The following is a 13822-nucleotide window of genomic DNA, read 5'->3' as shown; positions in this document are numbered from 1 at the left end:
GGAGCGTGAAGCGACTCATCGTGTCCGACGCCGACTCCACGTTCTTCCGCCAGGAGGTCATCGAGCTGATCGCCGAGCACGCCGGCACCCGCGACGAGGTGGCCGCCGTGACCGAGCGGGCGATGCGGGGCGAGCTCGACTTCGCCGGGTCGCTGCGCGAGCGCGTGGCGACGCTGGCCGGCGTGCCCGTCGAGGCGCTGGACAAGGTCCGCGCGGCGGTCGAGCTGATGCCGGGCGCCCGGGAGCTCGTGGCCGAGTGCCACGCCCGCGGCTGGGCGTTCGGGCTGGTCTCGGGCGGGTTCGAGGAGGTCGCCGGGCCGATCGCGCGGGAGCTCGGGATCGAGCTGGTGCGGGCCAACCGGCTCGAGGTCGCCGACGGCGTGCTGACCGGTCGCACGGTGGGCCCCGTCGTCGACCGCGCCGCCAAGGCCGCGACGCTCCGCGAGTGGGCCGCGCAGGCCGGTGTGCCGATGGAGCAGACGGTCGCCGTGGGCGACGGCGCGAACGACCTCGACATGATCGCCGCCGCCGGGGTGGGCGTGGCGTTCAACGCCAAGCAGATCGTCCGCGACCAGGCCCCGCACGTGATCGAGGACCGCCTGGACAACCTCCTGGCCCTCCTCTGACCCCAGTCCTGTCCGACACGAACGGACGTGTCAGACGCACAGGTCACCGGAGTGATCCGTACGTCTGACAGGTCCGTTCGCGTCTGACACAGGGGCGTCAGGCCGGGCGCGTGACCTCCGTCAGGCGGGCCGTCTTGCGGTCCCAGTCCGCCCAGTCCAGGTCGGCCTCCAGGACGGAGTAGGTCGCCGTCGGGACGCCGACACGCACCTGCGCGAGGGCTCCGTCCTCCGAACCGGGACCCGCCAGGAGCTCGGCGGTGCCCGCCATGGCGGGCTCGTGACCGATCACCAGGACGGTCCGCGCCGCGGGGTCCAGCTCACGTACCAGCGCGAGGACACCGCGCGGCATGGCACCGAGCAGGTCGTCGGTGAAGGCCACCGCCGGCTCGCCCAGGTGCTTGCGCACGAGGTCCCAGGTCTGCCGCGTGCGCAGCGCCCCGGAGACGAGGACGGCGTCGGGCACGAGGCCGGACGCGACCAGCGCCGCGCCGACCTTTCCTGCCTGGTCCCGGCCACGCAGGGCGAGTGGCCGGGACTCGTCGGGAAGTTCCGACGCCGGCTCCGCCTTGGCGTGCCGGAGCAACACCAGACGCCGTGACGGCGTCGTGGTGGGCTCCGTGCCCGACGCTCTGCCCATCAGTGCCTCCTGACCGTCTATTGGCCCATGGCGTGCACGCCGCCGTCGACGTGCACGATCTCGCCTGTCGTTGCCGGGAACCAGTCGGACAGCAGGGCGGCCACGGCGCGCGCGGCCGGCTCTGCGGTGGTCTGGTCCCAGCCGAGCGGGGCTCGCGTCGGCCAGGCGTCCTCCATCGTCGCGAAGCCCGGGATGGACTTGGCGGCGGTGGTGCGGATGGGCCCGGCCGAGACGAGGTTGCAGCGGATTCCTTCCGGGCCGAGGTCGCGCGCCAGGTAGCGGTTCGCGGACTCCAGACCGGCCTTGGCCACACCCATCCAGTCGTAGACGGGCCAGGCGAACTGCGCGTCGAACGTCAGGCCGACGACGGCGCCGCCGTCGGTCATCAGCGGCTTGGCGGCCACCGCGATCGACTTGTACGAGAACGTGGAGACGTGCAGTGCGGTGGCGACGTCCTCCCAGGTGCCCGACAGGAAGTTGCCGCCCATGACGGACTGCGGCGCGAACCCGATCGAGTGCACCACACCGTCGAGCCGCTCGAAGCCCTCCGCGCGCACGGCGTCGGCCAGCGCGTCGAGGTTCTCCTGGCTGGTGGCGTCCAGCTCCACGACCGGCGCCTCGACGGGGAGACGCTTGGAGAAGGCCTGGGTCAGCTTCATCTGCCGTCCGAAGGACGAGAGCACGACCTCCGCGCCCTCCTCCTGGGCGAGCCGGGCGGCGTGGAATGCGATCGACGAGTCCGTCAGCACGCCCGTGACGAGCAGCTTCTTACCTTCGAGGAGACCCATGTTGTCCTTCCGATCAGGCGCAGGCGTGCCGGAGCAACCCCTGTGCTGGGTGCGAGCGTAATGCGGATTGCCGCGCGGAACGAAACTCCGCGCCGTTCTCGATGCCGAGAATGTTGGATATGTACGGCCGAAGCCGCAGGTGGCGGCGTCAGACTACGGGTCAGTGCCCCATGCCGAGGCCACCGTCGACGGGGATGACGGCACCCGTGACGTAACCCGCGGAGTCGGACGCGACGAAGGAGACCACGGAGGCCACCTCGTCCGGCGTGGCGAACCGGCCGGCGGGGATCGACTTCAGGTAGCCGTTGCGCACGTCCTCGGGCAGCGCGGCCGTCATGTCGGTCTCGACGTACCCGGGGGCGACGACGTTCGCGGTGATGCCGCGCGTCCCGAGCTCGCGGGTGATCGAGCGGGCCATGCCCACCAGGGCCGCCTTCGAGGACGCGTAGTTGACCTGGCCGGGACCGCCGGACAGGCCCACGATCGAGCCGAGCAGCACGATGCGGCCCTTGCGGGCGCGGATCATGCCCTTGGACGCGCGGCGCACGCAGCGGAAGGTGCCCTTGAGGTTCACGTCGATGACGGTCTCGAACTCCTCGTCGCTCATGCGCATGAGGAGCTGGTCCTTGGTCACGCCGGCGTTGGCCACGAGCACCTCGACGGGACCCAGGTCGGCCTCGATGGCGGTGAACGCGGCGTCGACGGCCGCGGTGTCGGTGACGTCGGCCACGTAGGGCTCCACGCCCTTGGGCAGCTCGCCGCCGCGGTAGATCGTGGCGACGCGGTCGCCGTCGGCGACGAACCGCTCCGCGATGGCGCGGCCGATGCCGCGTGCGGCACCCGTCACGACGACGACACGGCCGGTCGGACCTGCGGCAATGCTCTGAGTGGCGGGCATGGTGGTCACCTGAAGCTCCTCGATGCTGGGCTTTTCGCAAAGGGCCGCGCGAGGCTGGGGGCCGCGGCCGGTACCTGGGTCGATCCGGGTCCGCTGCGACGCTACCCCGCGCGTCGTACGCGCGCCGCGCGCGCCGGGCCACAGGGATGGACCGGACCTTGTCGGTTTTCTACAACAACCCCGAGCGTATCGGGCGCGGGCCCCGTCGTGTGAGGTGCGTCGGCATCGTGTCCGACGGCGTCGGACGCACGTAGACTGGCAGGATGAGCGAGCCGGTTCCTTCCATCACCTCGGCCCCTGAGCCGCTGGCGGTGGACCAGGCGCGCCGCACGCGCAGCTACCTCATCCAGATGTCCATCCGCGTGGTCTGCATCATCGGCGCCGTGCTGGTCGACGGCTGGATCCGCTGGGCCCTGGTGGCCGCCGCGGTGGTGCTGCCGTACTCCGCAGTGCTGATCGCCAACGCCGGGCGCGACCACACGACGCACGACACCTCCCCCGTCACGCCGCAGGCTGCCCCGATGCTCGAGGAGCTGCCCGAGGACGCGCCCCCGGCCCCGCACCAGGGCCGCGTGATCAACCACGTGGACGACTGATGGACGTGCTGGGACTGGCGGGCGCGACGCCCGACGCCGTTCCCGACGGCGAGCTGATCTGCAGCGCCAAGGGCTGCGGCAACCAGGCCGTGTGGGGCCTGCTGTGGAACAACCCGAAGCTGCACACGCCGCAGCGACGCAAGGTCTGGCTCGCGTGCGACGAGCACCGCGAGCACCTCGAGCAGTTCCTGGGCGCGCGGTCCTTCTGGAAGCAGACCGTCCCGGTCGCGGAGCTGGAAAGGGTCTCGTGAGCCGGACGCCCGTGGCCGAGCGATCCCCGGCGCCCGACGACGCGCGCGGTCCGCGCACGACCCGCCAGTGGGTGATCCTGGCGGTGGCCGCCGTGGTGCTGGCCGCGCTGTGCCTGGTCGCCGGACGCTGGCAGTGGAACCGGTACGAGTCCCGCGAGGCCGAGATCGACCTCATCGAGAACAACTGGTCCGCGGCCGCGGTGCCCGTGGACGAGATCCTGCCCGGACCGGGTGCGGTCGTGCCGGACTCCGACGTCTGGCGCCCGGTCGAGCTGGAGGGCCACTACGTCACGGACGCGACCGTGCTGCTGCGCAACCGGCCGGTCGCGGGCCGCAACGGGTACCACGTGCTGGTGCCGTTCGAGACGCGACTGCCGGACGGCCAGGAGATCGTGCTGGTCGTCAACCGCGGCACGGTGCCGCTCGGCCGCGACGCGCATGGCCCGGACGCCGTCCCCGACGCGCCCTCGGGCGACGTGAGCGTCGTGGTGTCGCTGCGCGCCGACGAGCCGCCGTCGGACCGTGGCGCGCAGCCCGGCCAGGTGCAGGCGATCTCGACGGCCCAGGTGCTCGCCGCCGGGCCCGACGGAGCCGCGTGGGCCGAGGGGCGCACCGTCGGCGCGTACGGCGCGCTGCGGTCGGAGCAGCCCGCTCCCGACGTCGCGCTGGCGACCCTGCCCAAGCCGGACACCGACCCGGGCTCGCACCTCTCGTACGCGTTCCAGTGGGCCATCTTCGCGCTCGGCGCCGTGGGCGGGTACATCGTGCTGTGGCGCCGCGAGCGCGGGGCCCTGCGCGGGGAGAACGTGTCGGCGGGCGACCTGCTGCTGGCCTCCGGCGAGGCCTCCGACAGCGAGGGGGTCCGGGCCCGCAAGGCGCCCAAGGAGCGCCGGCGCAGCGCCGAGGACGAGGAAGACGCGCTGATCGAGTCCCAGCTGCACTGAGCTGAGCCGATCGCCGGTCGAGTCCACCGCTGGTCAAGCTTGTCGAGACCTCACCACGCCTCCGGGTAGACATGACGACAGCGGGCCCTGTTGCTCTGCGTAGACATTGTCGACGCAGAGCAACAGGGCCCGTGGAGTAGTGGTCTCTCCCGCCGCCCAGGGGGTCTCGACAAGCTCGACCAGCGACGGGCCGGCTCAGGCGAGGGAGACGAGCTCCTGGTAGCTGTCGTTCCAGAGGTCCTCGTCGCCGTCGGGCAGCAGCAGCACGCGCTCGGGCTCCAGGGCCTCGACGGCGCCGTCGTCGTGGGTCACCATCACGACCGCGCCCTCATACGTCTTGAGCGCCCCGAGGATCTCGGCCCGGGAGGCGGGGTCGAGGTTGTTCGTGGGCTCGTCCAGCAGCAGGACGTTCGCGCCGGAGACCACGATCGTCGCCAGCGCGAGCCGGGTCTTCTCACCGCCGGAGAGCACGTTGGCGGGCTTCTCGGCGTCGTCCCCGCTGAACAGGAACGAGCCGAGCACCGAGCGCACCTGGGTGTCGGTGAGGTCGGGCGCGGCGTGCCGCAGGTTCTCCACGACGGTCGCGCTCATGTCGAGCGTGTCGTGCTCCTGGGCGTAGTAGCCGAGCTTGAGGCCGTGCCCGGGCTCCACCTCGCCGGTGTCCGGGGCCTCGACGCCCGCGAGGATGCGCAGCAGCGTCGTCTTGCCTGCGCCGTTGAAGCCGAGGATCACGACGCGCGACCCGCGGTCGATCGCCAGGTCGACCCCGGCGAACACCTCCTGCGACCCGTACGCCTTGGACAGCCCGGTCGCGGTGAGCGGCGTGCGCCCGCAGGGCGCCGGCGTCGGGAAGCGGAGCTTGGCCACGCGGTCGGCGGCGCGCTCGTTCTCCAGGCCGCCGAGCATCTTCTCGGCGCGCTTGATCATGTTCTGCGCGGCGGTCGCCTTGGTCGCCTTGGCGCGCATCTTCTCGGCCTGCGCGAGCAGCGTGCCCGCCTTCTTCTCGGCGTTGGCCCGCTCGCGCCGGCGCCGCCGCTCGTCCGTCTCGCGCTGCTCCAGGTACGTGTCCCAGCCCATGTTGTACTGGTCGAGCTCGCCCCGGTTCGCGTCCAGGTGGAACACCTTGTTCACCGTGGCACGCAGCAGCTCGACGTCGTGGCTGATCACGATGAACCCGCCGTTGTACGCCTTGAGGTAGTCGCGCAGCCAGATGATGGAGTCGGCGTCGAGGTGGTTGGTGGGCTCGTCCAGCAGCAGCGTCTCGACGCCGCTGAACAGGATGCGCGCGAGCTCGATCCGGCGGCGCTGACCGCCGGAGAGGGTGCTCAGCGGCTGGCCCAGGACGCGCTCGTCCAGGCCGAGGTTCGCCGTGATGATCTGCGCCTCGGACTCCGCGGCGTACCCGCCGGCGGCGAGGAACCGCGCCTCCAGCTTGGGGTACCGCTCCAGCGCGGCGGCCTGTGTGTCCGGGTCGGCCGACGCCATCTCGCCCTCGGCCTCGCGCATCTGCGTGATGACCCGGTCGAGGTTGCGCGCCGAGAGCACGCGGTTCATCGCGAGGACCTCGAGGTCGCCCGTGCGCGGGTCCTGCGGCAGGTAGCCGATGTCGGTACCACGCACGATCTGCCCGCCCGTGGGCTGGGTCTCGCCCGCGAGGGTCTTGGTCAGCGTGGTCTTGCCGGCACCGTTCCGACCGACCAGGCCGATCCGGTCGCCCGAGGCGACCCGGAAGGTGGCCTCGCTCAGCAGCACGCGCGCGCCGACGCGCAGCTCGACGCCATGGGCAGTGATCACGCAGGTGTTCCTCACGGTCAGGGGGATGGTGGCAGGGTGGATCGGCCCACGGCGGCGGGGGCCGGTCCAGTCTAGGGGGTGCGGGTGCGGCAACGGGCAGGTCGCGACGAATGTCACCATGGAGCCCATGCCCCGTTCACGTGGTGAGGTCACCGCCTGGCAGCCCGGCGACGTCCGCGACGCGGCCGGCGGACTGTTCGCCCTGGCCCTCGCCACGTTCGTCGCCGTCACCACCGAGCTGGTCCCGGTGGGCCTGCTCCCCCTGATCAGCGACGACCTCGCCGTCTCCGAGCCGGTGGCGGGCCTCCTCGTCACCGCGTACGCGTTCATGGTCGCGGCCCTCGCCCTGCCGCTGACGTCGGCGACGCGCCGGCTGCCGCGCAAGACCGTGCTGCTCGGCACGCTCGCCGTCTACACGGTGAGCAACCTGATCGTCGCGCTCGCCCCCACCTTCGCGGTCGTCGCCGCGGCCCGGGCGCTCGGCGGGGCGGCGCACGCCGTCTTCTTCTCGGTGAGCATCGGGTACGCGTCGCGCCTCGTGCGACCGCACCTCGCGGGCCGTGCCCTGGCACTCGTCACGCTGGGCGCCTCGGCCGGGTTCATCCTCGGCGTCCCGCTGTCGACGTCGCTGGGCACCGCCGTCGGCTGGCGCAACGCGTTCCTCGTCCTGACGTGCGTCTGCGTCGTCGCGGGCGTGCTCACGGCCCTCCTGCTGCCGTCCGTCCCGGGCGGCGGCGCTCCCCCGGACGACGCCGCCCGCGGCGCCCGGCGCACCGCCCTCGCCCAGGTCACCACGGCCAACGCGCTGGCGTACCTCGGCCACTTCACCGTCTACACCTACATCTCCGTGCTGCTCCTCGCGGCCGGGCTCGCCACCGCGGCGCTCGGCCCCGCGCTGCTGCTGATCGGGGCGCTCGGGCTCGTCGGGGCCGCGTTCGCCGCGGCGCGGCTCGACGTCCGGCCCCGCCAGACCACGGTGATCACCCTGTCCGTGGTCGCCGGCGGCGTGCTCGCCCTCGGGGTCGTGTTCCCGGCGACGGTCGGCACGCTCGCCGCCGCGGCCGTGTGGAGCATCGGCTTCGGCGCCGTCGCCGCCGTGTTCCAGACGGCGGCGATCCGGACGCACGGTGCCTCGCCCGACGTCGTCGGTGCGCTGGTGAACGCGACGGCGAACATCGGCATCGGCGGCGGCGCGGCGCTCGGCGCCCTCGTGCTCGACGGCGCGGGCGTCGCCGCCGTCCCGTACACCGGCGCGGCGCTCGTGGTGGCGGCGCTGGTCATGGTGCTGGTGGCGCGCAGGGCGTTCCCGGCCAGGTGATCCTTCACCGCCAGGACGCGCGCACCCGGCGACACGGACGTAACGTCCGCCCCATGGGCCCTGAGACCTCCAGCGTTCCGGTCACCGTCGCCGACGCCCTGCCGCACCTGCGCGCGGGCCGCCTCACGGGCGGTGACGACCTCACGGCCAACCGGCCGGCGAAGCACCTGATCGCCCGGCGCCGCACCTACTTCCGGCAGCACGCCGCCGCCGTGCTGCGCGGCCGGCTGACCGGTCGGCCCGACGCGTACCACCGCGAGCTGCGGCACCGGATCACCGGGGCCCGCGGCGCCGCGGACGAGCTCTGGAAGCTCGTGGCCCGGCGCCCGGTCTGGCGGGTGCTGCAGTCCGTCCAGTCCGACGGCGGCGCCCTGGAGCTCGACCAGCTCGTCATCGGGCCCGGCGGCGTGTTCACGATCCACACGATCTACCGGCCCGCGCACGAGGTGACCGCGGAGGCCGCCCGGAACGAGGCGCGCCGCACCCAGGAGATCCTGGGCCGGGCCACGCGCGTGCCGATCACCGTGCAGCCGGTCATCGTCTTCGTCCGCACCAAGGAACCCCACGTCGAGGGCTCGGCTGAGGGCGTCCAGGTGCTGACGGCCCGGGAGCTCGTGCCCTGGCTCGAGAAGCACCGGCCGGTGCTCACCGACCGCGAGCTGGAGGTCGTCCACCTGGCGGCACGCGACCGGCGGACCTGGGTGCGCTGACCGTCCGGCGACGCACCGCCGGACCCGCGCGCCTGGCGGCACTCACAGCCCGACGCGCGGCACGCGCCGGCGCGCCGCCTTGGCGAGGCGGTCGCCCAGCTCCGCGAGCGGCACCGAGGCCTTCGCGCCCGACGCCGGGTCGGTCACCGCCAGCGCGCCCGCCGCCACCTCACGGGCGCCCAGCACGCCCAGGAGCGCGTCCCGACGCTCCCGGGCCCGGCGGATCCGGCTGCCCAGCGACCCCTCCCGCTCCACCCGGACCCGCAGGCCGCGCGCCCTCAGGTCGGCGGCGAGCTCGTCGACGAGCTGGTCGGCGCCCGGGGCGCCGTCGGAGGCGCCGTCCGGGAGCGGCAACAGGCAGACCTGCACCGGCGCGAGCCAGAACGGGAGCCGTCCGCCGTGCCGCTCCAGGAGGAACGCGACCATCCGCTCCATGGCGCCGACGGTGCCGCGGTGGATCATGACGACCCGCTCGCGCTCGCCGGACGCCGCGACGTAGGTCAGGTCGAACCGCTCGGGCTGGTTGAAGTCGAGCTGCACGGTCGCGAGGGTCTCCTCGTGGCCGCGCGCGTCGAGCACCTGGACGTCGATCTTGGGCCCGTAGAACGCCGCCTCGCCGGCCTCGGCGTGCCACGGTACGCCGGCGGGCGACGCGACGTCGTCGAGCACCACGCGCAGCGCCTCCTCGGCCGCGGCCCACTGCTCGGGCACGCCGAGCCACCGGTCGGAGGCGTCCCGGCCGGACAGGCGCAGGTACGCCACCTCGATGCCCAGGGTGTCGAGCACCTCCAGGACGGCGGCCAGCGCGGTGCGCACCTCGGCCCCGACCTGGTCGGGCCGGCAGAAGACATGGGCGTCGTCCAGGTTGATCTGCCGCACCCGGCTCAGCCCCGACAGCACCCCGGACCGCTCGGCCCGGAACATCGACGCGAGCTCCGCGTAGCGCACGGGCAGGTCACGGTACGAGCGGGGTTCGGACGCGTAGATCTGCGCGTGGTGGGGGCAGTTGGCGGGGCGCAGGACGAGGGGGTCGGCGTCGGCGTCCCGGCCGGCCGGGCCGTCGTCCTCGGTGTTCCCGCCGAGGTACATCGGCGGGAACATGTCGTCGGCGAACTTGGCCCAGTGGCCCGAGCGCTCGTACAGCGACCGCTTGCCGAGCACCGGTGAGTACACGGGCTCGCAGCCGGTGCGCAGGGCGACCTCGCGCGCGTACTGCTCCAGCTCGTACCGGATCGCCGCGCCGGCCGGCAGCCACAGCGGCAGGCCGGGCCCGACCAGCGGACTGGTGTCGAAGATCCGCATGTCGCGGCCGAGGGTGCGGTGGTCGACGACGGCGGGCGCTTCTGCGGGTGCTTCTGCGGGCGCGGAGCCGCGGGCCGGGGTCTGAGCCGCTGCCGGGGACGGGGACTGCTGCTGGTTCGATGCGGGGACGTTCATGTCGGTGCTCCTTCGATGGAGGAGCCGCCCCGGTATCGCCGTCGCGCACGGCAAAGGCCCCGGAGCGAGCTCCGGGGCCTGGGTGCTGGGTGCAGGTCAGCGCGCGCCGGAGGGGTCCGGCGTCGTCGTGCGTGCGCTGAGGTGCATGCCGCCCACCGTAGCGTCAGAGGGTGCGGGCGTCCAGGGCGTTGCAGTCCTGGATCGTGCCGCCGTCGTAGCCGATCGAGAACCACCGCACGCGCTGCTCGCTGGAGCCGTGCGAGAACGCCTCGGGGTTCACGCCGCCGCCGGAGCGGCGCTGGATGTTGTCGTCGCCCACGGCCGCGGCCGCGGACAGCGCCTGCTCCAGCTCCGCCTGCGAGATAGGCTGGAGGAACGGCACGCCCGTGTCCGGGTCCTCGGTGGTCGCGGCGTTGCCGGCCCACATCCCGGCGAGGCAGTCCGCCATGAGCTCGATGCGCACCGAGTCGGACTCGGGGCCGGTGCCCGACCGGTCGGCCCGCGCGAACAGCCCGAGCTGGTTCTCGATGTGGTGCCCGAACTCGTGCGCCGTCACGTACATCTCCGCCAGCGGCCCGCCCTCGGCGCCGAACTGGCTGGAGAGCTGGTCGTAGAACGAGAGGTCCTCGTACACGGTCGTGTCGGCCGGGCAGTAGAACGGCCCCGTGGCCGACGTCGCGGAACCGCAGCCGGTGTCGACCGCGTCGGTGAAGCTGACGACCTCGGGCAGCTCGTACTCGACGCCGCCCTGCTCCGGAAGGGTCTCGGCCCAGTAGACGTCCAGCGAGTCGACGGCGGCGTTGAGCCGGCACTCGGGGTCGACGTTCGCCTCCTCGGCCGTGCACGCGCCGATGTAGCCCTGCTCGCCGCCGCCCCCGCTGTCGGTGGTGGTCCCGAGGATGTCGGCCGGGCTGTTGCCGGTCAGCACCATGTAGAGCAGCGCGATGACGAGCGCCGCACCGCCGCCGACACCGGCGCCGACGGCGCCCCGGCGTCCGCCACCCTTGCGGACCCGGCCACCCTCGAACTGCCCGCCCTCGCTGAAAGTCACCTGACAACGCTACCGCGACGCGGGTGCCGGCACCCGGAGGCTCGTCCGGCCCGGGAGACGCAACGCGATCGGGCCGTGTTGCCCCGCGTCGACAACGTCTACTCACCGCAACATGTCTCGTCGGCACTCGTCCAGGACCGACGGCACCCGTCGAGGACCGCGACGGTGCTCGGCAGGGCCGACCGGGGCCGTGCGGTCGGCGGGGACCGGTAACCGGCGCGGCGACGGGTCCGTTCGTACGATCGGCGCATGGACCTGCTGCGACATGCCGAGCTGTCCCGTCGTGCCGTGCTCGCCGCGGCGTTCGTCCCCCTCGTGGGATGCGCGCGGGAGCCGGCGGCATCGGTGGCCCCACCGGGCGAGAGCGCAGGGGCCGACGGGGCGTCGCCGTCCACCACGACGGAGGCTCCGGAACCGGCGGACTATCGCGAGCGGGCCGAGCGGATCGCCGGCGAGGACCGGGTGCTGCTCGCCCTGCTCGCCGCGTTCACGCCCGGCTGGCTGCCGCCGTCGGCCCCCGACCCGGAGCCCACGCGGATCTTCGACAACGTCACCGTGATCGGCACGGACTTCGTGTCGGCGACGGCCGTGGAGACCTCCGACGGTGTGATCCTGATCGACGCGCTGGAGTCCCGGGACCAGGCCGCCGACATCCTGGTCCCCGAGCTGCGGGCGCTGGGCGTGGACCCGGCGCGCATCCGGTACGTCGTGGTGGCGCACGGGCACGCCGACCACTTCGGCGGGGCCCAGTACCTCGCCGACCGCTACGGCGCCCGGGTGCTGATGAGCCCCGCCGACTGGGACCTCGCCGCCGCGGACGACTCCCCTGACGTGCCCGAGCGCGACCTGGAGATCGCCGACGGGCAACGACTCACGCTGGGCGGCGTCACGATGCGTCTGTCGTACACGCCGGGCCACACCCCCGGCACGGTGTCGCCGATCTTCCCCGTGTGGTGGAAGGGCCGGCGGCACACGGCGATGCTGTGGGGCGGCACCGGCCTCCCGGAGCCGACGTCAGGCAAACGCGACTACCTGCGTTCCGTGATCGACTACGCCGCCCTGATGCGCCGCGCCGGCGTGGACGTCGAGCTGAACAACCATGCCCAGACCGACCACGGTCTGGCCCGTCTGGAGGCGCTGCGCGACGGGACGGCCGGGACGCACAATCCGTTCGTCCTCGGCCGTGCCCGCGCGCAGCGCTTCATGCGGGTGCTGGAGCTCCTGGTGCGGGACCACCTCGACCGGTAGGCCTCGCCCGGCGCCCCACGCCCGCCGGCCCGCCGGCCCGCGGGCAGAGGCTGCCGGGCCGGGACTACCCGGCCGTGCGACTCCGGTACTGCTCGATCGGCCAGGACGTCATCGCACCGATCCGGACCGAGACGATCGCGCCGTCGGCGTCGCGCTCCGTCTGGACCGGCTCGCCCACCGTGCCGAACCCGGCGACCGGCTCGTGCACCAGCCCGCCGTCGGACACGACCAACCGCTGCGCGACCTCGGCGGGTTCGGCGGCGCGCACGTTGATCGCGTGCAGGATCCCGCCGAGGTCCACGACGTCGGCCACGCCCCACAGGTTGGCGAACCGCCCGAGGGGCGCGTCGGCCGGGACACCCGGCACAGGGTCGCCGACCTTGCCCGCGTCGCCGCCCTTGCCGGAGCCGCCGGGGAGCGCGGCGGCCGCCACCTCGTCCGCCGCCGCGAGCGCCAGGTTGATCAGCTGGATGACGCCGTTGGCGATCTGCCCGGCGGTGCCGTCGACGGCGTTGGTCAGGGCGGAGACCACGATCCCGTCCACGGGGTCGATCCAGGTGCGGGTGATGTGCCCGGGGTAGCCGCCGGAGTGCCCGACGACCTCACGGTCCCCGACCTTGCCGACCTCGATGCCGACGCCGTAGCGGCCGAGCTCCTTGCCGCGCACCGCGACGTGGGACTCGTCGCGCTGCATGATGCGCTTGCTGGCGTCGCTGATCAGGGTCGTGTCGCCGTGAACGTGCGCGGCACCGTAGCGGACCATCTCCCGTGCCGTGGAGTACCAACCGGTCGCCGCAGCCATCGCGCGGGTGTCGACGTGCGGGATGACGCGGCGCGCATCGCCGTGGGCGATCCGCCCGGTGTGGCCGGCGGCGTACTCGGTGGCGCGGGCGGGGTCCAGCTCGGTCCCGGTCCGTGTCAGGCCCAGCGGCTCGATGACGGCGACGCGGGCCACCTCGTCGTACGTCTTGCCGGTGACCTGCTCGATGATGATCCCGAGCAGGCTGTACCCGATGTTCGTGTACTTGAAGTGCTCGTTCGGCTCGAACACGACGCCCTCGGCGCGCACGCACTCCAGCACCTCGGCGCGGTCGAGGAAGGGCCGGTGGTGCTGCCAGAAGTCGCCGTCGGAGGAGTCGCGGATGATCCCCGCCTGGTGACCGAGGAGCTCTCGGACAGTGACGCCGGCGGCGCGCGAGCCGTCCAGCTCCGGCACGAGGTCGCCCACCCGGTCGTCGAGCCGCAGCTCGCCGCGCTCCACGAGCTGCATCACCATGACGCCGGTGAACGTCTTGGAGTGCGACGCGACACGGAACAGGTGGTCGCTGGTCAGGTCCTCCCCCGTCTCGACGTCGGCCTTGCCCCAGGCGAGGTCGACGAACACCTCGCCGCGGCGTCCGACGGCGAGCTGCAGGCCGGGGATGCCGTGGTACGCGGCCTGGAACGAGGCCCAGTCGGCGAGGTAGGGGGCGATGGAACGGAGGGTCTGGGCGGTGCGGTCGTCAGTCACGGTTGCATCATGCC

General features: G+C 73.3%; 14 protein-coding genes. 7 read left to right on the top strand and 7 right to left on the bottom strand.

Annotation, left to right across the window (positions count from 1 at the left end; translation table 11 throughout):
- Nucleotides 1-5 precede the first annotated feature (5 nt).
- Entirely contained in the window at nucleotides 6-626 is a 621-nt protein-coding gene (gene serB, locus ACZ7LE_RS18230) for a phosphoserine phosphatase SerB (protein ID WP_470404666.1), read from the top strand.
- Between the two features lie 97 nt (nucleotides 627-723).
- On the opposite strand, the gene ACZ7LE_RS18225 is transcribed toward serB, so the two are convergent.
- The 3 genes from ACZ7LE_RS18225 to fabG form a co-directional block, all read right to left on the bottom strand.
- The gene (locus tag ACZ7LE_RS18225; RefSeq protein ID WP_470404665.1) at nucleotides 724-1263 is read right to left on the bottom strand and encodes a SixA phosphatase family protein; all 540 of its coding nucleotides are present in this window, start codon (nucleotides 1261-1263) and stop codon (nucleotides 724-726) included.
- Nucleotides 1264-1280: 17 nt separating this feature from the next.
- The gene (gene fabI, locus ACZ7LE_RS18220; RefSeq protein WP_020013108.1) at nucleotides 1281-2051 is read right to left on the bottom strand and encodes an enoyl-ACP reductase FabI; all 771 of its coding nucleotides are present in this window, start codon (nucleotides 2049-2051) and stop codon (nucleotides 1281-1283) included.
- 160 nt (nucleotides 2052-2211) lie between these two features.
- Nucleotides 2212-2949: a 3-oxoacyl-ACP reductase FabG gene (gene fabG, locus ACZ7LE_RS18215; protein ID WP_470405312.1), complete on the bottom strand. Its 738-nt coding sequence runs from the start codon at nucleotides 2947-2949 to the stop codon at nucleotides 2212-2214.
- A gap of 263 nt (nucleotides 2950-3212) precedes the next feature.
- Between fabG and ACZ7LE_RS18210 the strand changes: the two genes are divergently transcribed.
- Genes ACZ7LE_RS18210 through ACZ7LE_RS18200 form a run of 3 tightly spaced genes read left to right on the top strand, consistent with a single transcriptional unit; the run spans nucleotide 3213 to nucleotide 4740 of the window.
- Complete coding sequence (locus ACZ7LE_RS18210; protein ID WP_470404664.1) at nucleotides 3213-3545, top strand: DUF3099 domain-containing protein; 333 nt, start codon at nucleotides 3213-3215, stop codon at nucleotides 3543-3545.
- Nucleotides 3545-3796 carry a hypothetical protein gene (locus ACZ7LE_RS18205; protein WP_470404663.1) on the top strand — a complete coding sequence of 84 codons (252 nt, stop codon included), beginning with the start codon at nucleotides 3545-3547 and terminating at the stop codon, nucleotides 3794-3796. The genes ACZ7LE_RS18210 and ACZ7LE_RS18205 overlap by 1 nt, the downstream gene beginning before the upstream one ends.
- A gap of 11 nt (nucleotides 3797-3807) precedes the next feature.
- Nucleotides 3808-4740, top strand: a complete 933-nt coding sequence (locus ACZ7LE_RS18200) for an SURF1 family cytochrome oxidase biogenesis protein (protein WP_470404662.1) — start codon at nucleotides 3808-3810, stop codon at nucleotides 4738-4740.
- Nucleotides 4741-4935: 195 nt separating this feature from the next.
- On the opposite strand, the gene ACZ7LE_RS18195 is transcribed toward ACZ7LE_RS18200, so the two are convergent.
- On the bottom strand, nucleotides 4936-6534 hold the full coding sequence (locus tag ACZ7LE_RS18195) for an ABC-F family ATP-binding cassette domain-containing protein (protein ID WP_470404661.1): 1599 nt from the start codon (nucleotides 6532-6534) through the stop codon (nucleotides 4936-4938).
- 127 nt (nucleotides 6535-6661) lie between these two features.
- Here ACZ7LE_RS18195 and ACZ7LE_RS18190 point away from each other — a divergent pair, with 127 nt between their 5' ends.
- Complete coding sequence (locus ACZ7LE_RS18190) at nucleotides 6662-7852, top strand: MFS transporter (RefSeq protein ID WP_470404660.1); 1191 nt, start codon at nucleotides 6662-6664, stop codon at nucleotides 7850-7852.
- 53 nt (nucleotides 7853-7905) lie between these two features.
- On the top strand, nucleotides 7906-8562 hold the full coding sequence (locus ACZ7LE_RS18185) for a hypothetical protein (RefSeq protein WP_470404659.1): 657 nt from the start codon (nucleotides 7906-7908) through the stop codon (nucleotides 8560-8562).
- A gap of 42 nt (nucleotides 8563-8604) precedes the next feature.
- Here ACZ7LE_RS18185 and thrS read toward each other — a convergent pair whose 3' ends face one another.
- Complete coding sequence (gene thrS, locus ACZ7LE_RS18180; RefSeq protein ID WP_470404658.1) at nucleotides 8605-9999, bottom strand: threonine--tRNA ligase; 1395 nt, start codon at nucleotides 9997-9999, stop codon at nucleotides 8605-8607.
- 163 nt (nucleotides 10000-10162) lie between these two features.
- Nucleotides 10163-11050 (bottom strand): KPN_02809 family neutral zinc metallopeptidase, encoded by an 888-nt coding sequence (gene ypfJ, locus ACZ7LE_RS18175; protein ID WP_470404657.1) that lies wholly within the window; start codon nucleotides 11048-11050, stop codon nucleotides 10163-10165.
- A 249-nt stretch (nucleotides 11051-11299) separates the two neighbouring features.
- Between ypfJ and ACZ7LE_RS18170 the strand changes: the two genes are divergently transcribed.
- The gene (locus ACZ7LE_RS18170) at nucleotides 11300-12298 is read left to right on the top strand and encodes an MBL fold metallo-hydrolase (RefSeq protein ID WP_470404656.1); all 999 of its coding nucleotides are present in this window, start codon (nucleotides 11300-11302) and stop codon (nucleotides 12296-12298) included.
- A 64-nt stretch (nucleotides 12299-12362) separates the two neighbouring features.
- Here ACZ7LE_RS18170 and ACZ7LE_RS18165 read toward each other — a convergent pair whose 3' ends face one another.
- Nucleotides 12363-13808 (bottom strand): serine hydrolase domain-containing protein, encoded by a 1446-nt coding sequence (locus ACZ7LE_RS18165; protein ID WP_470404655.1) that lies wholly within the window; start codon nucleotides 13806-13808, stop codon nucleotides 12363-12365.
- Nucleotides 13809-13822: the final 14 nt, after the last annotated feature.

The sequence above is a fragment of the Promicromonospora sp. NPDC110617 genome, from assembly GCF_055598465.1.
The sequence above is the reverse complement of the archived record's forward strand: the minus strand, read 5'-3'. Positions and strand labels throughout refer to the sequence as shown.